The organism is Dactylosporangium sp. McL0621 (assembly GCF_049995355.1).
Classification (GTDB): Bacteria; Actinomycetota; Actinomycetes; order Mycobacteriales; family Micromonosporaceae; genus Dactylosporangium.
Genome location: NZ_CP188259.1, coordinates 10,307,946 through 10,327,823 on the forward strand (window position 1 = coordinate 10,307,946; position 19,878 = coordinate 10,327,823).

Sequence of the window (19,878 nt, forward strand, 5' to 3'; positions counted from 1 at the left end):
CATCGGTTTACCGGCCTGATCACCTGGTTACCCTGTGCCTCGTGGATACGGAGCCGAAGTACACCGACGAAGAGTGGGGCCTGCTCGTCGGCCTCCCGCAGTCCGTCCTGATCGCCGCGTCCCAGGCCGAGGCCGACGGCGCCCGGCGCACCCGCGAGGAGTGGACGGCGGGGATGACCGCCATCGCCGACGGCCGCGGCTCGTCCAGCGAGCTCGTGAAGACCGTCGCCGCCGAGGTGGTCAGCCGCCAGGGTGACATCACCGACGGCGACGAGCCTCCGGTCATCGAGTTCCCCGACCGCGAGGCCGGGCTGGCCGACGTGATCTCCCGCGCCCGGGCCGCGCACGAGCTGCTGGCGGCGAAGGCCGAGGCGGCCGACGCCGAGGCGTACCGCTACTGGGTCGTCACGCTGGCCGACGTGGTCGTGGGCGCGGCGAGCACCGGCGGGGTGCTGGGCATCGGCGGCGAGCAGGTCACCCCGGCCGAGCGCGGTTTCCGCGACGAGCTGGCCGCGGCCCTCGAGGTCTGAGCGCGGGTGGGGGGCCGGTGCGGCCTCCCACCCACGTGACGGCTCAGGACTTGGCGACCAGCCGCAGCGCCACGGCCGCGTCCAGGGCGGCCAGCGCGGCCGAGTAGCCCTTGTCCTCCGCGGAGTCGGGGAAGCCGGCCCGGGCCCGCGCCTGCTCGTAGTTGTCGACGGTGAGCACCCCGTGGGCGACCGGCGTCGAGTTGTCCAGGGCGACCCGGGTGAGGCCGTCCGTGACGGACTGGCAGACGTACTCGAAGTGCGCCGTGTCGCCCCGGATGACCACGCCGAGCGCGACTACCGCGTCGAAGCGGTGGGCCAGGCCCTGCGCCAGCACCGGCAGCTCGACCGCGCCCTCGACCCGGGCCACCGTGATGTGGTCGACGTTGGACGCCTCCGCGGCCTCGATCGCCCGGTTGAGCATGTGGTCCACGAGGTCGGCGTGCCACCGCGTGGCCACGATCCCGAACGTCAGCCCGGTGCCGTCCACCCGTTGCAGCACGGGTGCCCCACTACCAGCCATTACGCAAGTCCCTCCGCAACCTCGTCGAGCTCGTCCAGCAGGTGCCCCATGCGGTCCCGCTTGGTGCGCAGGTAGCGCACGTTCTCGGGGTGCGGCCGGGTCGGCAGGGGCACGCGACCCAGTACGGACAGACCGTACCCTTCCAGGCCCGCCCGTTTTGCCGGATTGTTCGTGAGCAGCCGCATCGTTTTGATGCCGAGGTCCACCAGGATCTGCGCGCCGGTGCCGTAGTCGCGCGCGTCCGCGGGCAGGCCCAGGTCCAGGTTCGCGTCGACGGTGTCGCGGCCGAGGTCCTGCAGCTGGTACGCCTGCAGCTTGTGCATGAGCCCGATGCCCCGGCCCTCGTGCCCGCGCATGTAGAGCACCACCCCGCGGCCCTCGGCGGCGACCATGTTCATCGACGCCTCCAGCTGGGGGCCGCAGTCGCAGCGCACCGAGCTGAACACGTCGCCGGTAAGGCACTCGGAGTGCACGCGCACGAGCACGTCCTGGCCGTCGCCGAGGTCGCCGTAGACCAGGGCGATGTGCTCGCCGTTGCCGTACCGCTGGGTGTACCCGACCGCCCGGAACACCCCGTGCTCGGTCGGCAGCCGCGTCTCGGCGACCCGCTCGATCTGCTGCTCGGTGTGGCGGCGGTACGCGATCAGGTCCGCGATGCTGATCAGCGCCAGGTCGTGCTCGGCGGCGAACGCGCGCAGGTCGGGCAGGCGCATCATGGTGCCGTCGTCGTTGACCATCTCGCAGAGCACGCCGGCCGGGCGCAGGCCGGCCATGGTGGCCAGGTCCACGGCCGCCTCGGTGTGCCCGGCCCGGCGCAGCACCCCGCCGTCCTTGGCCCGCAGCGGCACGATGTGCCCGGGCCGGGTCAGGTCGTACGGCTGGGTCTCGGGCGAGGAGAGCAGGTTGATGGTGCGGGCCCGGTCGGCGGCGGAGATGCCGGTGGTGCCGCCGAAGCGGGCGTCGACCGTGACGGTGTAGGCGGTGCCGCGGCGGTCCTGGTTGGTGCGGTACATCGGCGGCAGGTCGAGGCGGTCGGCCTCGGCCTCGGTGATCGGCACGCAGATGTAGCCCGACGTGTAGCGCACCATGAACGCGACCAGCTCCGGCGTGGCGAACTCGGCCGCGAAGATCAGGTCGCCCTCGTTCTCGCGGTCCTCGTCGTCCACCACGATCACCGCGTGCCCGGCCGCGATCTCCTTGACCGCCCGCTCGATCGGGTCCAGGCTCGACTCCGAGGCGCTCATGACTGGGCCGCCTTGCCGAGCAGCTTCTCCACGTACTTGGCCATGATGTCGACCTCCAGGTTGACCCGCTCGCCGGCGCCCTTGGCGCCGAGCGTCGTGAGCTTGAGCGTGGTCGGGATGAGCCCGACCGAGAATGTGTCGTCGGTGACGGCCATGACGGTCAGCGAGATCCCGTCGACGGTGATGGAGCCCTTCTCCACGACGTAGCGCCCCAGCCCCTCGGGCAGCGCGAACGTCACCGTCTCCCACTGGTCGCCGGCCTCCCGCGACAGGACCTGCCCGACCCCGTCGACGTGGCCCTGCACGATGTGCCCGCCGAGGCGGGTGGCGACCGTCGCGGCGCGCTCGAGGTTCACGGCCGAGCCCGGGCGCAGCGCGCCGAGCGTCGAGCGCCGCAGCGACTCCCCCATCACGTCGGCGGTGAACACCCCGTCGGCGTTGTCCACGACGGTGAGACAGACCCCGTTGACCGAGATCGAGTCGCCGTGGGCGGCGTCGGAGGTGACGGTCGTCCCGCGGATCGCCAGCCGGGCGGAGTCGCCCAGCTCGTCGATCGCGACGACGGTCCCGAGCTCTTCGATGATGCCGGTGAACACTGCTCACGCACCTTTCACTGTTGCCGTCAGGCGCACGTCGGGCCCGATCCTGGCGAGGTCGACAACGTCGAGCGTCAATGCCTCGGCGATGCTGGAGATTCCGGCGAAGCCCAGGGCGGCCGGGCCGGCCCCGAGCAGCTTGGGGGCGAGGTAGGCGACCACCCGGTCCACGAGCCCCGCGGCGAGGAAGGCGCCCGCGAGGGTCGGCCCGCCCTCGAGCAGCGCCACCCGTACGCCGCGGGCGTACAGCTCGCGCAGCAGGGCCGGGAGGTCCGAGCCCTCCGCGCGCCAGGTCGGGGCCGAGCGGTCCGTGATCCGGAAGCTGCCGTCGTCGAGCTCGGCGCCGCGCGCGCCGGTGACCACGACCCGCAGCGGCTGGCGCGGGGCGAGGACGCCCTGGGGCGAGCGGACCGTGAGCTGGGGGTCGTCGGCCAGCACGGTGCCGATGCCGGCGATGATCGCGTCGACCCCGGCCCGCAGCCGGTGCACGTCCGCCCGGGCGTCCGGGGACGTGATCCACTTGCTGGTCCCGTCGGCCGCGGCCGAGCGCCCGTCGAGCGTGGCCGCGAACTTCCAGATGACGTAAGGAGTGCCCCGGGAAACGGCGGTGAGCCAGCCCTCCATGGCCTCGTGGGCGGGCTCGTGCAGTACCGAACCCATTTCCACGACGACCCCGGCGGCGCGCAACGTCTCGGCGCCCCCCGCGGCGACCGGGTTGGGGTCGGCGACCCCGACCACGACCCGGGCCACCCCCGCCGCGACGAGCGCGCGCGAGCACGGCCCGGTGCGACCGGTGTGGTCGCAGGGCTCGAGGGTGACGTAGGCGGTGGCGCCGCGGGCCCGCTCGCCCGCCGCCAGCAGCGCCCGGACCTCGGCGTGCGGCCCGCCGGCCGGGGCCGTGCGCCCCTCGCCGACGATCTCGCCGCCGGGCGCGACAAGCACGCAGCCGACGTTGGGGTTGGGGCTGGTCTCGCCGAGGCTCAGGCGCGCCAGTTCGATGGCGCGTCGCATGAACGTCTCGTCGTCTGCCATGGCCCTCTCCCGCGTGGTCAAGTGATCACACGCGGGGGGACGCCTGTGGCACCCCCATGTTTCGCCCGGGGAGCGCGCGGCGACCCACCGGAATCGCCCCAAATGGGTCGACACCGGATCCCGCGCGCTGAACTCCCATCCGGACTTTGACCGTCGGCCCTGGACTCACACCAGGTCCACCGGCCGATGGCTTCGACCGGGTCGCGGGCTCCCGCTCCCCGTGGAGGAGCGATTACCGCCGGTTCGGAATTTCACCGAGCCCCGCCAGCGCGTGGTGGGTACGTAACCTGAGTCTGACACACAACCGCCGGTCCTTACCTTCCAGATTGCGGGATGTGCGTCACAGCAACCGGGTCAGCTCAGGTCCACCACGCTGCGGCGGTCGACGGCGACGTAGTTGCCGTTGTGCTTCTTGGCCACCTTCTTCATCTCGGTGGCGATGGAGATGACCTCGCGCGGGTCGGTGAACTTGCCGCTCTCGGGCGTCGCGACGGCCACCCCGATCGACAGGGTGACCAGGTTGGGCTGCTGGACCTCGCCGGTGCGGGAGACGACCTCGATGTAGCCGCGCTCGGCGTCGACCGGGTCGTACAGCGCGTCGGCGGCGCCCTGGAACGCCAGGATCGCGTTTGTCGTGAGGTCCTTGAGCTGGTCGGGGGTGCAGACGATCAGGAAGTCGTCGCCGCCGATGTGGCCGAGGAACGCGGGCGGCAGGCCGACGTCGACCACCGCCCGGTGCAGCGCGCGGGCGAGGGCGATGATGAACTCGTCGCCGCGCTGGAAGCCGTACACGTCGTTGACCGGCTTGAACCGGTCGATGTCCACGTGCGAGACCGCGAAGTCGGTGCCGGCCCGCGCCCGGTCGGTGATCTCGCGCAGGATGCGCGTGTTGCCGGGCAGGCCGGTCAGCGGCGACACCTCGCGGTTCTCCTGGTTGCGCCGCAGCGTGGAGCGCACCCGGGCGACGAGCTCCATGGTGTCGAACGGCTTGACCAGGTAGTCGTCGGCCCCGGCCTGCAGGCCGATGACCTTGTCGGCGGTCTGCCCGCGCGCGGTCAGCAGGATCACCGGCATCGAGGCGGTCATCGGGTCGGCCCGCAGCCGGCGGGTCAGCTCGAGCCCGTCGAGCTGCGGCATCATCCAGTCGACCACGGCCAGCGCGGGCTTGTACTCCTGGATGAGGTTGAGCGCGGTGGACCCGTCGTGGGCCATCAGCACCTCGAACCCCTCCAGGTCGAGGTTCACCTTGATGAACCGGGCGATGTCGACGTCGTCGTCGACCACGAGGATCAGGTCGCGTTCGCCCACTGTCGTCCCGTCTGTTCGTCTCCGGCCGGCGCCGGTCTCAGTTGTCCGCGGCGATGCCGCGCAGCTTGCGCACGGCCGCCGCCGGGTCCTGCGCGCCGTAGACGGCGGTCCCGGCCACGAAGGTGTCGGCCCCGGCCGCCGCACATGCCGCGATCGTATCTTCGGCCACGCCGCCGTCGACTTCAATGCGCAACTCGAGATGACCAGTGTCAATGTGGCGACGCGCCGTGCGGACCTTGTCCAGCAGCTCGGGGAGGAAGGCTTGGCCGCCGAAGCCGGCCTTGATGGTCATGATGAGCAGCAGGTCGAAGTGCGGCAGCAGGTCGAGGTACCCCTCGACGGGCGTGTCCCGGTCGATGGCGAGCCCGGCCCGGCTCCCCGCCGCGTGCAGGTCCTTCGCGATCGCCACCGGGTCGGTGGCCGCCTCGGCGTGGAAGGTCACGTTGTACGCCCCGGCCTCCGCGTAGTCCGTCGCCCAGCGCGCCGGGTCGGCGATCATGAGGTGGCAGTCGAACGGCAGGGTCGTCGCCCGGCGCAGGCTCTGCACCACCGGCAGCCCGATGGTGAGGTTGGGCACGAAGTGGTAGTCCATGACGTCCACGTGCAGCCAGTCCGCGGCCCCTTCGACGGCCCGCGCCGAGTCGGCGAGGCGGGAGAAGTCCGCGGCGAGAATCGAGGGCGCGATCACCAGGTTGTCCGACACAGCGTGATGCTATCCGCGATCCCGGGCGGCGCTCACCCCAACGCATGACCCGCCGCGACGCATCGCGAGAACGCGCGTTCGATGCGTGATTTGCCGTGGGCGGCTGCGAGAATGACACCCATGGATGTCGTCGAGGCGATCGTCAGCGATCACGTGCGGTTCGAGTACCTGCTGCGCGTCCTGCGGACCCGCGACACCGACCCCGACACCCTGCGGGCCCGGCGCACGAGCGCGCGGGCCGAGCTCGCCGACCTGCTCATCGCGCACGCCACGGCCGAGGAGACCGAGGTGTACCCGAAGCTGCGCCGGCTGGCCGACGGCGGCGCCCACGTCGAGCACGGCGCCGACGAGCACATCGACGGGCACCGCAAGCTCCTGGCGCTGCTCGAGGTGCGCGACGTGCTCGCGCCCGACTTCGACCGGGCCGTGGGCCGGCTCGCCAACTCCCTCGCGCACCACCTCGACGAGGAGGAGCGCACGCTGCTCAACGACGCCCGCCTCCAGCTCGACGCCGCGGCCCGCGAGGCGCTCGGCATCGCCTGGGCGGCCGAGCGCGACCGGCTCGTCAACGCCGGGTGCGGGGCCCGGGACGCGGTCGCGGCGCTCATTCCGGAGGTACCGCAGCAGCGCGACCCGATGGCCCACGACTCGATCAGTTAGCCCGTCGCAGCAGCGCCACGAACATCGCGTCGGTGCCGTGCCGGTGCGGCCACAGCTGCACCGTCGGGCCCGTGCCCACCTCGGGCAGGGCCGCGGGCAGGTACGGCCGCGCGTCCACCAGCTCCACCTCGATCGACGAGCGCCGCGCCGCCTCCGTCACCGAGACCTCGGTCTCGGCCTGGTGCGGCGAGCACGTGACGTACGCCACGATGCCGCCCGGCCGGACCGCCCGGAAGGCCGCCTGGAGCAGCTCCCGCTGCAGCCGGGTGAGCGGCGGCAGGTCCGACGGCTGACGGCGCCAGCGCGCCTCGGGCCGGCGACGCAGGGCGCCCAGGCCGGTGCAGGGCGCGTCGACCAGCACGCGGTCGAAGGCGCCCTCGGGCAGGTCCGGGTCCTTGCCGATGTCGCGGCCGTCGGCGTTGATGGTGTACACCGGCAGCCCCGGCGTCGCCTTGGCCACCAGCTCCGCGCGGTGGTGGGTGATCTCGACCGCCGTCACGTGCGCGTCGCGCTGCGCGGCGAGCGCGCCGAGCAGGCCCGCCTTGCCGCCCGGTCCGGCGCACAGATCCAGCCAGCGCTCGTCCGGGCCCTCCACCGGGGCATCGGCGAGCACGGCCGCGACCAGCTGGCTGCCCTCGTCCTGCACGTGGGCGCGCCCGTCGCGCACCGCCGCGATCGCGGCCGGGTCGCCGCCGCCGGCGAGCACGACCGCGTAGGGCGAGTACCGCCCGACGGTCGCCCCGCGCAGCCCGGCCGCCAGGTCCGCCGCCGTGACCAGGCCCGGGCGGGCGCACAGGTGCACGGCCGGCGGCAGGTTGTCGGCGTCCAGGGCGAGCTCGGCCTCGTCGAGGGAGCCCAGCGCGTCGGCGAACGCGTTGACGATCCACGCCGGGTGGGCGTGGGCCAGCGCGGCGCGGGCGATCGGGTCCTCGGGCGCGAGGCGCTCGACCCAGGCCGCGCGGTCGGCCTCGGCGACGCGGCGCAATACGGCGTTGGCGAAGCCGGCGGCCCCCGGCACCAGCGAGCGCACGAGGTCCACGGTGGTGGCCACGGCGGCGTGGGCGCCGACGCGCATGTGCAGCAGCTGGTACGCCCCGATCCGCAGCGCGTCGCGCACCGGCGGGTCGATGCGCTCCATCGCCCGGTCGGCCGCGGCGGCGACGATCGCGTCGAGGGTGCCGGTCTGGCGCAGCGTGCCGTACGTCACCTCGGTCGCGAAGGCCGCGTCGCGCCCCGACACGCCCATCTCGCGCAGGATGCCGGGCAGCACCAGGTTGGCGTAGGCGTCGTCGCGGTGCACGGCCGCCACGGCCTCGTAGGCCGCCTCGCGGGCCGGGTCGATCGCCGGCCGGCCGCCGCGCGGGGGCCGGGCCAGCCGGTCGTCGCGCCCACCGGCGGGCCGCTGGCCCGGGCCGCGACGAGGAACCGGGCGCGTCAAGATACGAGCTCCCCGGACTCGACCCGGGCGCCGCGGGCCCACGCGTCGGCGGGCATCGCCTTCTTGCCGGGCGCGGTCACGGTGCCCAGCACGACGGGCACGGTGCCGGTGCCGACGAGCACGCGGTTGCGCTCGACGGCGATCCGGCCGGGGCCGGGCGAGGCCGGGCCGCCCGCGATCACGGTCGCCGCCGTGAGCGGGGTGACCGGGCCGAGCTTGAGCCGCTCGCCGCGGAACGTGGTCCACGCGCCCGGGGCCGGGGTGCAGGCCCGGACCCGCCGGTCGACCGCGAAGGCGGGGTCGCCCCAGCGCACCTGAGCATCCTCCACGGTCAGCTTCGGAGCGGTCGTCACCCCTTCGTGCGGCTGCGGTACCGCCGAAAGGGCCCCCGCCCCGATGCCGTCCAAAACCTGCACGAGCAGCTCGGCGCCGGATTTGGCCAGCCGCTCGAGCAGGTCGCCCGAGGTGTCGCGCGGGCCGACGGGCTCCGTGAGCGTGCCGTAGACCGGCCCGGTGTCGAGGCCCTCCTCCAGCCGGAACACGCTCGCGCCGGTGACCTCGTCGCCGTGCAGCACCGCGTGCTGCACGGGCGCGGCGCCGCGCCAGGCGGGCAGCAGCGAGAAGTGGAGGTTGACCCAGCCGTGCCGCGGGACGTCCAGGGCGCTGCGCGGCACCAGGGCACCGTAGGCGACCACGGGCGCGCAGTCGGGCTCCAGGGCGCGCAGCTGTTCCTGGAACTCCGGGTCGCGCGGCTTGGCCGGCGTGAGCACCGGAATGCCGCGCTCGCTCGCCCACGCGCTGACCGGCGACGGGACGAGCTGCCGCCCACGCCCGGCGGGCGCGTCCGGCCGGGTGACGACCGCCACGAGCTCGTGCTGCGACGCGGCGATGGCGTCGAGGGCGGGCAGCGCCACGACCGGGGTGCCCGCGAAAACCAGCTTCACCGGAGCCTCACCGAATCCCGAAGAGCCCGTGCGGGCTCGCCTTGACGACCGGGGGCGCATCGGGGCTGTACCACTCGGCCGCCCGGATCTCCTTCATCGCCTGCTTGCGCCGCTCGGCGTCGAGCCGGTCGACGAACAGTACGCCGTCGAGGTGGTCGGTCTCGTGCTGCGCGCAGCGGGCCATCAGCCCGGTGCCGACGATCTGGATCGGGTCGCCGTGCTCGTTGAAGCCCTTGGCGATCACGTTCTGGCGCCGCTTGGTGTCGACGTACACCCCGGGGATCGACAGGCAGCCCTCGGGCCCATCCTGCTCCTCCTCGTCGGGGAACTCCAGCACCGGGTTGACCAGGTGCCCGACGACCTCGTCGACGTCGAAGGAGAACACCCGCAGCCCGACCCCGATCTGCGGGGCGGCCAGGCCGGTGCCGTTCTGCTGGTGCATCGTGTCCAGCAGGTCGCTCACCAGCTTGCGCAGCTCCTTGTCGAAGTCGACGACCGGGTCGGCTGCGGTGCGCAGCACCGGGTCGCCGAACAGGCGGACGGACTGGACGGTCAAGCGGCACCTCATCTGGCTTCGGCTGAATTCGGGCTCGTCAAGTCTAAGCTAGCTTTGATTCGTGTCCGACTCGCCTCGCGTCTCGCTGCGGTCGCTGCTGCCCTACCTCCGTGATCATCGGGCCACCCTCGTCGTCGTCGGGGTCCTCTCCCTCTTCGGTTCCGTCACCACGCTCGCCCAGCCCCTGCTCACCCGCCGGGTGCTCGACGGGCTCCAGGCCTCGCGTACGGTGTGGGGCACGGTCGCCCTGCTCGTCGTGGTGCTCGCGGCGGTCGCCGTCATCACCGCGGTCCGTGACTACCTGCTGCAGCGCACGGCCGAGGGGCTGGTGCTCACCTCGCGCCGCCGGCTCACGCGGCACCTGCTGCGGCTGCCCATCAGCGAGTACGACTCGCGGCGCACCGGTGACCTGCTCTCCCGCGTGGGCGCGGACTCGACGCTGCTGCGCGCCGTGGTCACGTCGGGGCTGTTCGAGACCGTCACCGGCGCGGTGATGGTGGTCGGGGCGGCGGTGGCGATGCTGCTGCTCGACCCGATCCTGTTCCTGACCGCGGGGTTCGGGCTCGCGCTGGGGCTGTCGATCGCGCTGGTCTTCTCGCGCCGGGTGCGGCCCGCGTCGGAGGCGGCCCAGGAGCGCATCGGCGAGATGACCAGCGCCGTGGAGCGGGCGCTGTCGGCCGCGCGCACGATCCGGGCCAGCAACGCCGAGGACCGGGAGATCGCGGCCGTCGAGGTCAGCGCCGAGGAGGCGTACCACGCGGGCGTGCGCATCGCCCGCCTGCAGGCGCTCGTCGGGCCGGCGAGCATCGCCGCGATCCAGGGCGCCTTCCTGCTCCTGCTCGGGGTCGGGGGCGCGCGGGTCGCCGCCGGCACGATCTCCGTCGGGGACCTGGTGGCGTTCGTGTTGTACCTGTTCTTCCTGGTCATGCCGCTGGGGCAGGCGCTGCACGCGTACACCCAGCTGCAGACCGGCCTCGGAGCGCTGCAGCGCATGGAGGACATCCTCGCCGTGCCGCTGGAGGCCGATACCGGCACCGCGCGCCCGGCGGTCGGGCCCTCGGCGGTCGTCTTCGAGCGCGTCACGTTCGGCTACGCGGCCGCGCCCGAGCCCGTCGTGCGCGACGTGTCGTTCACGGTGCCGTACGGCACCCGCACCGCCCTCGTCGGGCCGTCCGGCGCCGGCAAGTCGACGCTGCTGCAGCTCGTCGAGCGCTTCTACGACGTCACCGGCGGCACGGTCCGCGTGGCCGGGGCGGACGTGCGCGACCTGCCGCGCCGGGCCTTGCGCGCGCACCTCGGGTACGTCGAGCAGGAGGCCCCGGTGCTGGCCGGCACGCTGCGGGAGAACCTGCGCCTGACCGTGCCGGACGCGACCGAGGCGCAGATGCTGGAGGTACTCGCGGCGGTCAACCTCACCGAGATCGTCGGACGAACCGCGAACGGGCTTGACGCCCAGGTCGGCGAGGGCGGCGTGCTGCTGTCCGGAGGCGAGCGGCAGCGGCTGGCGATCGCCCGTACCCTGCTCGCCGCGCCCCCGATCCTGCTGCTGGACGAGCCGACGTCGAACCTGGACGCGCGCAACGAGGTCGCGCTGCGCGAGGCGATCGACACCGTCGCCCGCAACCGCACCATGATCGTGGTGGCGCACCGGCTGTCCACCGTGGTCGACGCCGACCAGATCGTGGTGCTGGAGGCCGGGCGGGTCGCGGCGGTCGGGCGCCACGAGGAGCTGCTGGAGATCAGCCCGCTGTACCGGGAGCTGGCCACGAACCAGCTGCTGGTGGCATGACGGCGCCGGCCTGGGTGGTGGCCGGGCCGCCGGGGGCGGGCAAGTCCACGGTCGCCGGCCTGCTGTTGCGGCTGCTCTCCCCCACGCCCGCACTGCTCGACAAGGACACCCTCTACGGCGGCTTCGTGGCCGCGACCCTGGAGGCGGCCGGGCGCCCCCCGGGCGAGCGCGAGGGCCCCTGGTACGACACGAACATCAAGATCCACGAGTACGCGGGCCTGGCCGCGACCGCGCGCGAGATCCGCACCCACGGCTGCCCGGTGCTGCTGTCGGGCCCGTTCACCGGCCAGATCTCGGACCCGGCCCGCTGGCACGCGTTCGTCGCCGCACTGGGCGGCGACCCGGTGTCGCTGGTCTGGGTCCGCTCCGACGAGCAGACCCTGCGGCAGCGGCTGCTCGCGCGCGGCTCACACCGCGACGGCCAGAAGCTGGCGCGCTGGCCGGAGTTCCTGGCCGCGATACCCCCGGACCGCCCACCGGCCGTGCCGCACCTGGAGATCGACAACCGCGCCGGCGCCCCGCCGCTGCTGCAGGCCCTCGAATCCGTGCTGCAGCGATAGCCCGGCCGGTCACCGGGATGTCATCGGGCCGGCCGCTCGTCGCCGCCGCAGGGCCAGGCTCGTGATGCCGAGGGCCAGCGCGATGAGCGCGCCGAGGAACATGAGCGCGACGTAGGGGTCCTGCAGTTCGGAGCGGCTCTGGGCCAGATCGTCGGCCGGCGTCAGCGCGGCCGGCGCGAGGTCGGGGATCATGCGGGCGGGTGCGTAGCTGGACAGCAGCACCACCTCGATCAGCACCAGCAGGGTCAGGCCCGCGCCGGCGGTGAGGGCGCCGAGGACCCGGCGGGAGGGCTGCCCGCGGGTGAGGAACGCGGCGATGCCCATGGCGCAGACGAGAAGCTCCGCCGCGAACCCGGCCGAAGCGGGAATCGGCGGGGCCAGCACCGCGCGGGCCAGCCACACCAGCGCCCCGCCGACCGCGGCGCCGCCGGCTGCCCACAGTGTCCTCGCGGTCGCGGGTGACCGGTCCGCGGTGACCGCGACGAAGCCGGCGAGGTAGCCGACCAGGATCCCGCTGAGTACCGGGACCACCTGCTCGGCCTCCTGATTCTGCCCGATCTGGTTCATGCCGGCGACGACGCCGAGTGCGGCCACCGCCACCGCCAGGGAACCGAATCCGCGCACGGTGCGGGCGGATCCGGCGGCGCCGACCGGACCGAGCGGGCCGGCGACCCGGCCGAGCCAGGAGACCGCGACCAGCCCGGCCACCAGCATGACGGCGTCCCACCGCAGCGCCGGGTCGACGATGGCGGCGCTCCACACCACGACACCGGCGAGGCCGCCCACCGTCACGAGCGAGTACACCAGGGACCGCAGCACGCCCGGCTGGCGCAGCACGGCGCCCGTGCAGCCGGCGGCGAACGTCCAGCGGTCGCGGCGGGCCGTCACCGCGACCAGCTCGGCCCGCATCGCGCGGCCCCAGTCGCGCCGCGCGGGCGGCAGCAGCCAGACCGCCGCCGACAGCAGCCGGGCCGCGCCGTCCCGGGCGCTCACCAGGCCCCCCGCAGTTCGGTGGCGGGGCCGGCGTTGCGCGGGGCGGCCCGCGTCTCGGCGGCGACCTCGGCCGCGAGCGTGGCCCCGGCGCCGGTCAGCCGGTACAGGTGCCGGGGCGGCCGGCCGGTCGGCGGATCGGCTTCCCAGGTCGCCTCGAGCAGCCCGCGATCGGCGAGACGAATGAGGATGGGGTAGAGGGAACCGGCCTTGAGGCCGACCTCCTGCCCGAGCTCGTAGCCGTGCCGCCAGGTGCCGGGCTGCTCGGCGAGGGCGGTCAGGACGGCCGCGGTCTGCGGCGACGGGCGTCGGGTGCGGGCCATGCGCTAATTCTATCTAGATAGATAATGCAAGGACCAGAGGGCACCCCGCCGGCTCTACAGCAGGTCGAGCGGGTCGACCTGGATCTTCACCGGATCGGCGGCCTTGCGCACCGACCGCGCGCCCGCCGCCGCCTTGAGCGACAGCGCCAGCGCCTTCCCCGCCGCCCGCGAGGTGCGTACCAGCATCCGCTCCTGCCCCTCCGCGGCCGGCACCGGCCCGAGGACCTCCGCGCCCGGCGGGAGCTCGGCCAGCGCCAGCAGCTCCGCGACCGCCGCGGGCGTCCCGGTCAGCGCCGCGATCCTCGCCGCCGGCGGGAAGCCGAGCTCGCGCCGGTCGGCCAGCTCGCGGGCCGCGAGCCAGGCCGGGTCGAAGCGCAGCAGCGCCTGCACGGCCGCGAGCCCGCCGTCGGCGACGACGACCACCGGCGCGCCGGGCCGGGCCAGGGCCGCCGCCGTGAACCAGCGCCGCAGCGCCTCCTCGGTGCCGCGCAGGTCGGCGCGGGTGAGGAAGGCCCAGGTGTCGAGCAGGAGCACCGCGCCGTAGCCGCCCTCGGCGAGCGGCTCGGCGCCGGGGGTGGACACGACGAGGGTGGCCTCGTGCGGCACGGTGGTCAGGATCCCGTCGCGGCCCGAGGTGCGCACCGGGGCGCCGGGAAAGGCCCGGGCCAGTTCTTCCGCGGTACGGCGGGCGCCGACCACGGCGGCGCGCAGGCGTCGGCCGCCGCACTCGGGGCAGGCGTGGCCGGCGGCGGGGCGGCCGCACCAGCGGCAGGCGGGCACGCCGTCGGCGGCCGGGAGGGCGAGCGGGCCGGAGCAGTGGCTGCAACGGGCCGGGGTGTAGCAGTCGGCGCAGGCGACGGCGGGCAGGTACCCGCGGCGCGGCACCTGGATGAGCACCGGCCGGCCGCCGGTGAGGGCCTCGCGGGCGGCGCGCCAGGCGACCGAGGGCAGGCGCGCGGCCGCGGCCTCCGGGTCGCGGGCGCGCTCGTGCTCGCCGACGGTGAGCACGCGCGGCATGGCGCGGCGCAGCTCCTCGCGGGTGGCGCCGACCTCGATCGCCCAGCCGGTCTCGACGAGCTGCTGGGCCTCGGCGGTGCGCCCGAAGCCGCCGACGATCGCGGCGCAGTGCTCCTGCTCGGCGCGGGCCAGCAGTACCTGGCGGGCGTGCGGGTAGGGGGCGCGCTGCTCGGAGTGCAGGTCGTCGCCGTCGTCCCAGATGGCGACCAGCCCGAGGCCGGCGACCGGGGCGAACGCGGCGGCGCGGGTGCCGATGACGATGCGGGCGGTGCCGCGGGCGGCGGCGAGGAAGCGGCGGTACCGCTCGGCGGGCCCGATCGCGGCGGAGAGCGCGACGTGGTGGCCCGGGCCGCCCAGGACCCGCAGCAGCGCGGCGTCGAGGCGTTCGAGGTCGCGGGCGTCGGCCACGACGACGAGCGCGCCCCGGCCGGCGGCGAGGCTTGTCGCGGCGGCCTCGGCCAGGCGGGCCGGCCAGTCCTCGCCGGGCAGGGCCGTCCAGACCGCGCGGGGCGCCCGGTCGTCGGCGAGGGCTCGCAGCAGCGCGGCGCCGGCGGTGTACCGCTCCCAGGCCGCCCCGGCCGTCGAGCCGGACGGCGGCGGCGGTTCGGCCGGGGGCGGTTCGGCCTCGGCCCGGGCGTGCCGGGGCGGGATGGCCAGGCGGAGCACGTCGGAGAGGGTGCCCGCGTACCGGTCCGCGATCTCCCGGGCCAGCCGCGCGACCTCGGGCGTGAGCACCCGCTCGGGCGAGACGACCTTGTCCAGGAACGAGAGCCGCCCGTCGTGGTCGCTCTGCGCGGCGCGTTCGAGCACGAAGCCGTCCACGACCTGGCCGCCGAAGCGGACCTTCACGCGCGTGCCGGGGCGGGCGGTCCCGGCGGCCTCGGCCGGCACCAGGTAGTCGAAGGGGCGGTCGAGGTGCGGCAGCGGGCTGTCGACGCAGACGCGCGCGATCGGCGAATCGTCGGTCGCGCGTTTCGGCGGGGCGGCCTTGCGGGCGGCGCGCGCCTTCCCGCCGGCGTTTCCGGCAATGCGCTCGGCGGCGGCCCGCGGCTTCAGTTCCGACTCGGGGAACAACGCCGACTCAATAGTCTCTGATCGATCAGTTGAGCGCGCCACAATGCGAGATGAAGCTGAATGAATAGACTCCGGCGGATTTTCGCCAGGTGGCGAAAATGACGATGGCCGATCAATCCGGGGTTCGGGCTGATCGGCCAACGTCGGAGCGGAGCGAATCGCGTCAGGCGCCGGCGGCGGACTTCAGCTCGGCCGTGCGGGAGGCCTGCTCCCACGTGAAGCCGGGAAGCTCGCGGCCGAAGTGCCCGTAGGCGGCGGTCTGCTGGTAGACCGGCTTGAGCAGGTCCAGGTCGCGGATGATGGCGGCCGGGCGCAGGTCGAAGACCTCGTTGATGGCCTTCTCGATCCGCTCGACCGGCACGACCTCGGTGCCGAAGGTCTCCACGAACAGCGAGACCGGGTGCGCCTTGCCGATGGCGTAGGCGATCTGCACCTCGCAGCGCTCGGCCAGGCCCGCGGCCACGACGTTCTTGGCCACCCAGCGCATCGCGTAGGCGGCGGAGCGGTCGACCTTGGACGGGTCCTTGCCGGAGAAGGCGCCGCCGCCGTGGCGGGCGTAGCCGCCGTAGGTGTCGACGATGATCTTGCGGCCGGTCAGGCCGGCGTCGCCCATCGGGCCGCCGATCTCGAAGCGGCCGGTCGGGTTGACCAGCAGGCGGTAGCCCTCGGTCTCCAGGCCCAGGCCCTCGAGCTCGGGGGCGATGACGTGCTCGCGCACGTCGGGCGTGAGCAGCGAGTCGAGCGAGATGTCCGGGGCGTGCTGGCTGGACACCACGACGGTGTGCAGGCGCACCGGGCGCAGGCCGTCGTACTCGATGGTGACCTGGGTCTTGCCGTCCGGGCGCAGGTAGGGGATCGTGCCGTCCTTGCGCACCGCGGAGAGGCGGCGGGCCAGGCGGTGCGCCAGCGCGATCGGCAGCGGCATGAGCTCCGGCGTCTCGCTGCACGCGAAGCCGAACATCATGCCCTGGTCGCCGGCGCCCTGCAGGTCGAGCGCGTCGCCGCCGCTGCCCTCACGGATCTCGATGGCCGAGTCGACGCCCTGGGCGATGTCGGGCGACTGGGAGCCGATCGACACGCTCACGCCGCAGGACGCGCCGTCGAAGCCCTTCTTCGAAGAGTCGTACCCGATGCCCAGGATCGTCTCGCGGACGATCTTCGCGATGTCGGCATAGGCGGTCGTGGTCACCTCACCGGCGACGTGGACCTGGCCGGTCGTGATGAGCGTCTCGACGGCCACGCGGCTGCGCGCGTCCTGGGTGAGGAGCGCATCGAGGACGCCGTCACTGATCTGATCGGCGATCTTGTCCGGGTGGCCTTCGGTGACCGACTCCGACGTGAAAAGGCGGCGTGCCAATGGTGCTCCTCAGGGGGAAACGACGGACGAGAGATGAGTTTCGCCAGAGTGTACGACCTCGGGCTGGTGCCGCGGTCGACGCACCGGCGGGAAGCGCGGCGCCTCGTTGCGCCCCGCACCTCGGCGATCAGGCAAAACAGGCGGCCATGCGGTCTAAAATCCTATCCGCTAGCTCGTCTTTGGGTAGCTCGGGCAGCGCATCGCGCGAACCGTCGGCACTCAGGATGACCGCCTGGTTGCGCTCGGCGCCGAAGGTCTTGTCCACCCCGACCTCGTTGACCACGATCAGGTCGGCCCGCTTGCGCAGCAGCTTCTCGTGGCCGGCGACGACGGCCCGCTCGAGGTCGGCGGTCTCGGCCGCGAACGCGACGAGCACCTGCCCCTCGGGCTTGGCCGCGCCCAGCTCGGCGGCGATGTCGGGGTTGGTCACCAGCTCCAGGGCCGGCGCCGCCCCGTCCACCTTCTTGATCTTCGTCGCGGACCGGCTCGCGGGCCGGAAGTCGGCCGGCGCGGCCGCCATGACCACGGCGTCGGCGGCCTTGGCGGCGGTCACGGCGGCCACCCGCAACTGCTCGGTGGTCTCCACCCGCACCACGTCGGCCCCCGCCGGGTCCGGCAGTGTGACGTTCGCCGCGATCAGCGTCACGCGGGCGCCGCGGGCGACGGCGGCGCGGGCGATCGCGTACCCCTGCTTGCCCGACGACCGGTTGCCGATGAACCGCACCGGGTCGATCGGCTCGCGGGTGCCGCCGGCGGTGACCACGATGTGCCGCCCGGCCAGGTCGGACCCGTCCGGGCCGCGGCGCCGCAGCCGGGTCGCGACGGCGAAGATCTCGGCCGGCTCGGGCAGGCGGCCCTTGCCGGTGTCGGCGCCGGTGAGCCGCCCGACGGCGGGCTCGAGCACCACGGCGCCGCGGGCGCGCAGGGTGGCCACGTTGGCCTGGGTGGCGGGGTGCTCCCACATCTCGGTGTGCATCGCCGGCGCGAAGAGCACCGGGCACCGGGCGGTGAGCAGCGTGTTGGTGAGCAGGTCGTCGGCCAGGCCGTGAGCGGCCTTGGCGAGCAGGTCGGCGGTGGCCGGGGCGACGACGAGCAGGTCGGCCTCGCGGCCGAGGCGGACGTGCGGCACCTCGTGGGCGCCGGCCCAGACGTCGGTGCTGACCGGCTCGCCGGACAGCGCGGCCCAGGTGGCCTCGCCGACGAAGGTGAGCGCGGCGGCGGTGGGGACGACCCGCACCCGGTGACCGGACTCGGTCAGCAGCCGCAGCAGCTCACAGGCCTTGTACGCGGCGATGCCGCCGGCCACGCCGAGGACGACCCGAGGCTCTGTCCGGTCGCTCATGCCGAGCCGAGACGGAGGCCAGACTTCGCCTGGTGGTGGCGCGTGGAAGCCTGGCTACCGGGGTTGTAACCCGGCTTGCACGCGACGCCGCCAGGCGGAATCTGGACCCGTCGCAGGCCGGCAGGAGCGGCCGGACAGAGCCTGGGGCGTCCCTCGGCGGGCTGGTCGGACATGGGTCAGCTCAGACGACTTCTTCGATGCGCTCGGCGGTCAGCAGCCCGCTGTTGATCTCGCGCAGCGCGATCGAGAGCGGCTTCTCCTGCGGCGTGGTCTCCACCAGGGGGCCGACGTACTCGAGGAGGCCCTCACCCAGCTGGCTGTAGTAGGCGTTGACCTGGCGGGCACGCTTCGCCGCGAAAATCACCAGGGCGTACTTCGACGTCGTCTTTTCCAGCAGCTCGTCGATCGGCGGGTTGGTGATCCCCTGCGGGTCTGCCACGGTTCCGGCCACGGATCTAACCTCAACACTCTCGTTAGCTAGCACAGTGTTAGCTAGCACGGTGAAATTGACGGCTCTTGCGAGCCAACCCTACGACCTTACCAGAGGTGCAGGAACGCCGACGCGCCCGGACCGAAGTCCGAGCGCGTCGGGGTGATTGCACCGGTCCGGGGGACCGCCGGGGGCATCACTTGCCGCCGGCGAACTCCCCGAGCAGGGCCTTGCGCTGCTGGTCACCCAGGCCGCGCAGGCGGCGGCTCTCGGCGATCTTCAGCTTCTCCATGATCTGCGTTGCCCGGATCTTGCCGATGCCGGGCATCGCCTGGAGCACGGCCGAGACCTTCAGCTTGCCGACGACATCGTCGGACTCCGCGCGATCGATCACCGCGGCAAGCGTCGTCTTGCCCTGCTTGAGTTGCTCCTTCAGCTCAGCGCGAGCCTTACGGATCTCAGCCGCCTTTTCCAAAGCGGCAGCGCGCTGTTCCGGGCTCAGTGACGGGAGCGGCACCAGGTCTCCTCAGGTCCCTTGAAAAAAGTGTTGATGGTCTAGCGCCGGGAAAACTAGCGGTCAGAAGCCATTTCGGCAACGTCAGAAGGCAAGATCGACGCCTTGTGAAGATTCGATGATCACGCAGTGACCGCAATTGCGGACGCACAGGAATCACGCGCGCGCTCCGCCGCGGCCCGCAACGCGGCCTGATCCGGGCCCGCCGAGAGGACCTCGCGCGACCACGACGGCAGAACGAGATCGAGCGCGTTCCCGAATACGGCGCGCAGATCCTCGGCCTTTCCGCCCTGCGCGCCGAGGCCCGGCGCGAGGATCGGTCCATTGAGATCGATCAGCCTGTGCCCCGTCGGCCCGACGGTCGCCCCGACCACGACGCCGATGTCGCCCATCGGGCTCACACCCGCGTTGACCTGGGAAATCTCGTCGATAATGGTCTGCGCGACGGTCCGCCCGTCGGCCGCGACGGCCCGCTGGACCGCCGCACCCTCGGGGTTGGAGGTGAGGGCCAGGACGAACGCGCCGAGCCCGTTGGCACGGGCCTTGTCGATGATCGGGCGCAGCGAGCCGAAGCCGAGGTAGGGACTGACGGTGACCGCGTCGGCGCACAGCGGGGAGGCCGGATCGAGGTACGCGTCGGCGTACGCGGCCGCGGTCGAGCCGATGTCGCCCCGCTTGACGTCGAGAATCACCAGGCTGCCCGAGCCGCGCAACTGTCGGATAACCGACTCAAGGACGGCTATGCCTCTGGAGCCGAAACGCTCAAAAAAGGCAGACTGGGGCTTGATGGCCGCGACCCGTCCGGCCAGGGCCTCCCCCACCGTCCGACCGAACGCTTCCAGGCCCTTGACATCGTCGGAGAGGCCCCAGGAGGCCAGGAGGGAGGGGTGAGGGTCGATCCCTACGCACAGGGGCCCCAGCGTGTCCATGGCGGCCCTCAAACGCGCCCCG

At 73.5% G+C, this 19,878-nt stretch carries 21 protein-coding genes and 1 riboswitch; of the genes, 4 read left to right on the top strand and 17 right to left on the bottom strand.

The features are described 5' to 3' along the window. Nucleotides 1-41: 41 nt before the first annotated feature. Nucleotides 42-530, top strand: coding sequence for a hypothetical protein (locus ACPPVO_RS48760; protein ID WP_426505869.1), 489 nt, complete (start codon nt 42-44; stop codon nt 528-530). Nucleotides 531-573: 43 nt separating this feature from the next. Here the strand turns inward: ACPPVO_RS48760 and ribH are convergent, their stop codons facing one another. The 6 genes from ribH to rpe form a co-directional block, all read right to left on the bottom strand. Beyond that, the gene (gene ribH / locus ACPPVO_RS48765; protein ID WP_360375594.1) at nt 574-1,050 is read right to left on the bottom strand and encodes a 6,7-dimethyl-8-ribityllumazine synthase; all 477 of its coding nucleotides are present in this window, start codon (nt 1,048-1,050) and stop codon (nt 574-576) included. Beyond that, on the bottom strand, nt 1,050-2,294 hold the full coding sequence (locus ACPPVO_RS48770; RefSeq protein WP_426505871.1) for a bifunctional 3,4-dihydroxy-2-butanone-4-phosphate synthase/GTP cyclohydrolase II: 1,245 nt from the start codon (nt 2,292-2,294) through the stop codon (nt 1,050-1,052). Before ACPPVO_RS48770 ends, ribH begins: the two co-directional genes overlap by 1 nt. Beyond that, nucleotides 2,291-2,890, bottom strand: a complete 600-nt coding sequence (locus tag ACPPVO_RS48775; protein WP_360375598.1) for a riboflavin synthase — start codon at nt 2,888-2,890, stop codon at nt 2,291-2,293. Before ACPPVO_RS48775 ends, ACPPVO_RS48770 begins: the two co-directional genes overlap by 4 nt. 3 nt (nt 2,891-2,893) lie before the next feature. After that, nucleotides 2,894-3,922, bottom strand: coding sequence for a bifunctional diaminohydroxyphosphoribosylaminopyrimidine deaminase/5-amino-6-(5-phosphoribosylamino)uracil reductase RibD (ribD, locus tag ACPPVO_RS48780; protein ID WP_426505873.1), 1,029 nt, complete (start codon nt 3,920-3,922; stop codon nt 2,894-2,896). A gap of 122 nt (nt 3,923-4,044) precedes the next feature. Then, a riboswitch (FMN riboswitch) is annotated at nt 4,045-4,195 on the bottom strand. A gap of 81 nt (nt 4,196-4,276) precedes the next feature. Then, nucleotides 4,277-5,374, bottom strand: a complete 1,098-nt coding sequence (locus ACPPVO_RS48785) for a GGDEF domain-containing response regulator (RefSeq protein WP_426505874.1) — start codon at nt 5,372-5,374, stop codon at nt 4,277-4,279. Continuing rightward, nucleotides 5,268-5,933, bottom strand: coding sequence for a ribulose-phosphate 3-epimerase (gene rpe, locus ACPPVO_RS48790; RefSeq protein ID WP_426505876.1), 666 nt, complete (start codon nt 5,931-5,933; stop codon nt 5,268-5,270). The genes ACPPVO_RS48785 and rpe overlap by 107 nt, the downstream gene beginning before the upstream one ends. A gap of 120 nt (nt 5,934-6,053) precedes the next feature. Here rpe and ACPPVO_RS48795 point away from each other — a divergent pair, with 120 nt between their 5' ends. Next, nucleotides 6,054-6,593 (top strand): hemerythrin domain-containing protein, encoded by a 540-nt coding sequence (locus ACPPVO_RS48795; protein ID WP_426505878.1) that lies wholly within the window; start codon nt 6,054-6,056, stop codon nt 6,591-6,593. On the opposite strand, the gene ACPPVO_RS48800 is transcribed toward ACPPVO_RS48795, so the two are convergent. The 3 genes from ACPPVO_RS48800 to def are packed head-to-tail and all read right to left on the bottom strand — an operon-like array spanning nt 6,586 to nt 9,531. Then, the gene (locus tag ACPPVO_RS48800; RefSeq protein ID WP_426505879.1) at nt 6,586-8,073 is read right to left on the bottom strand and encodes an RsmB/NOP family class I SAM-dependent RNA methyltransferase; all 1,488 of its coding nucleotides are present in this window, start codon (nt 8,071-8,073) and stop codon (nt 6,586-6,588) included. The genes ACPPVO_RS48795 and ACPPVO_RS48800 overlap by 8 nt on opposite strands. Continuing rightward, nucleotides 8,028-8,975, bottom strand: coding sequence for a methionyl-tRNA formyltransferase (fmt, locus tag ACPPVO_RS48805; RefSeq protein WP_426505880.1), 948 nt, complete (start codon nt 8,973-8,975; stop codon nt 8,028-8,030). The genes ACPPVO_RS48800 and fmt overlap by 46 nt, the downstream gene beginning before the upstream one ends. A gap of 7 nt (nt 8,976-8,982) precedes the next feature. After that, the gene (def, locus tag ACPPVO_RS48810; protein ID WP_426505882.1) at nt 8,983-9,531 is read right to left on the bottom strand and encodes a peptide deformylase; all 549 of its coding nucleotides are present in this window, start codon (nt 9,529-9,531) and stop codon (nt 8,983-8,985) included. 61 nt (nt 9,532-9,592) lie between these two features. On the opposite strand from def, the gene ACPPVO_RS48815 reads away from it, so the two are divergent. Together ACPPVO_RS48815 and ACPPVO_RS48820 are read left to right on the top strand one after the other, a co-directional pair. Then, nucleotides 9,593-11,320: an ABC transporter ATP-binding protein gene (locus ACPPVO_RS48815; protein WP_426505883.1), complete on the top strand. Its 1,728-nt coding sequence runs from the start codon at nt 9,593-9,595 to the stop codon at nt 11,318-11,320. Next, the gene (locus ACPPVO_RS48820) at nt 11,317-11,880 is read left to right on the top strand and encodes an AAA family ATPase (protein WP_426505885.1); all 564 of its coding nucleotides are present in this window, start codon (nt 11,317-11,319) and stop codon (nt 11,878-11,880) included. Before ACPPVO_RS48815 ends, ACPPVO_RS48820 begins: the two co-directional genes overlap by 4 nt. Nucleotides 11,881-11,889: 9 nt before the next feature. On the opposite strand, the gene ACPPVO_RS48825 is transcribed toward ACPPVO_RS48820, so the two are convergent. The 8 genes from ACPPVO_RS48825 to pyrF form a co-directional block, all read right to left on the bottom strand. Next, a complete protein-coding gene (locus tag ACPPVO_RS48825; RefSeq protein ID WP_426505887.1) occupies nt 11,890-12,873 on the bottom strand; it encodes a hypothetical protein in 984 nt (327 codons plus the stop codon). Further along, nucleotides 12,870-13,193 (bottom strand): PadR family transcriptional regulator, encoded by a 324-nt coding sequence (locus ACPPVO_RS48830; protein ID WP_426505889.1) that lies wholly within the window; start codon nt 13,191-13,193, stop codon nt 12,870-12,872. Before ACPPVO_RS48830 ends, ACPPVO_RS48825 begins: the two co-directional genes overlap by 4 nt. A gap of 54 nt (nt 13,194-13,247) precedes the next feature. Further along, nucleotides 13,248-15,161, bottom strand: a complete 1,914-nt coding sequence (locus ACPPVO_RS48835) for a primosomal protein N' (RefSeq protein ID WP_426514828.1) — start codon at nt 15,159-15,161, stop codon at nt 13,248-13,250. A 286-nt stretch (nt 15,162-15,447) separates the two neighbouring features. Continuing rightward, a complete protein-coding gene (gene metK / locus ACPPVO_RS48840; RefSeq protein ID WP_360375622.1) occupies nt 15,448-16,641 on the bottom strand; it encodes a methionine adenosyltransferase in 1,194 nt (397 codons plus the stop codon). Nucleotides 16,642-16,768: 127 nt separating this feature from the next. Beyond that, a complete protein-coding gene (coaBC, locus tag ACPPVO_RS48845; protein WP_426505891.1) occupies nt 16,769-17,983 on the bottom strand; it encodes a bifunctional phosphopantothenoylcysteine decarboxylase/phosphopantothenate--cysteine ligase CoaBC in 1,215 nt (404 codons plus the stop codon). A gap of 181 nt (nt 17,984-18,164) precedes the next feature. After that, nucleotides 18,165-18,434, bottom strand: coding sequence for a DNA-directed RNA polymerase subunit omega (rpoZ, locus tag ACPPVO_RS48850; RefSeq protein ID WP_350612578.1), 270 nt, complete (start codon nt 18,432-18,434; stop codon nt 18,165-18,167). Nucleotides 18,435-18,609: 175 nt separating this feature from the next. After that, on the bottom strand, nt 18,610-18,930 hold the full coding sequence (gene mihF, locus ACPPVO_RS48855) for an integration host factor, actinobacterial type (RefSeq protein ID WP_190253177.1): 321 nt from the start codon (nt 18,928-18,930) through the stop codon (nt 18,610-18,612). A gap of 119 nt (nt 18,931-19,049) precedes the next feature. Then, a complete protein-coding gene (gene pyrF, locus ACPPVO_RS48860) occupies nt 19,050-19,856 on the bottom strand; it encodes an orotidine-5'-phosphate decarboxylase (RefSeq protein WP_426514829.1) in 807 nt (268 codons plus the stop codon). Between the last annotated feature and the right edge of the window lie 22 nt (nt 19,857-19,878).

Bases quoted from the DNA above. Each gene is read 5' to 3' on its own strand.
- ribH (WP_360375594.1), bottom strand. From the start codon at position 1,050: ATGGCTGGTAGTGGGGCACCCGTGCTGCAACGGGTGGACGGCACCGGG.
- ACPPVO_RS48770 (WP_426505871.1), bottom strand. From the start codon at position 2,294: ATGAGCGCCTCGGAGTCGAGCCTGGACCCGATCGAGCGGGCGGTCAAG.
- ribD (WP_426505873.1), bottom strand. From the start codon at position 3,922: ATGGCAGACGACGAGACGTTCATGCGACGCGCCATCGAACTGGCGCGC.
- ACPPVO_RS48795 (WP_426505878.1), top strand. From the start codon at position 6,054: ATGGATGTCGTCGAGGCGATCGTCAGCGATCACGTGCGGTTCGAGTAC.
- ACPPVO_RS48820 (WP_426505885.1), top strand. From the start codon at position 11,317: ATGACGGCGCCGGCCTGGGTGGTGGCCGGGCCGCCGGGGGCGGGCAAG.
- ACPPVO_RS48830 (WP_426505889.1), bottom strand. From the start codon at position 13,193: ATGGCCCGCACCCGACGCCCGTCGCCGCAGACCGCGGCCGTCCTGACC.
- coaBC (WP_426505891.1), bottom strand. From the start codon at position 17,983: ATGAGCGACCGGACAGAGCCTCGGGTCGTCCTCGGCGTGGCCGGCGGC.
- pyrF (WP_426514829.1), bottom strand. From the start codon at position 19,856: ATGGACACGCTGGGGCCCCTGTGCGTAGGGATCGACCCTCACCCCTCC.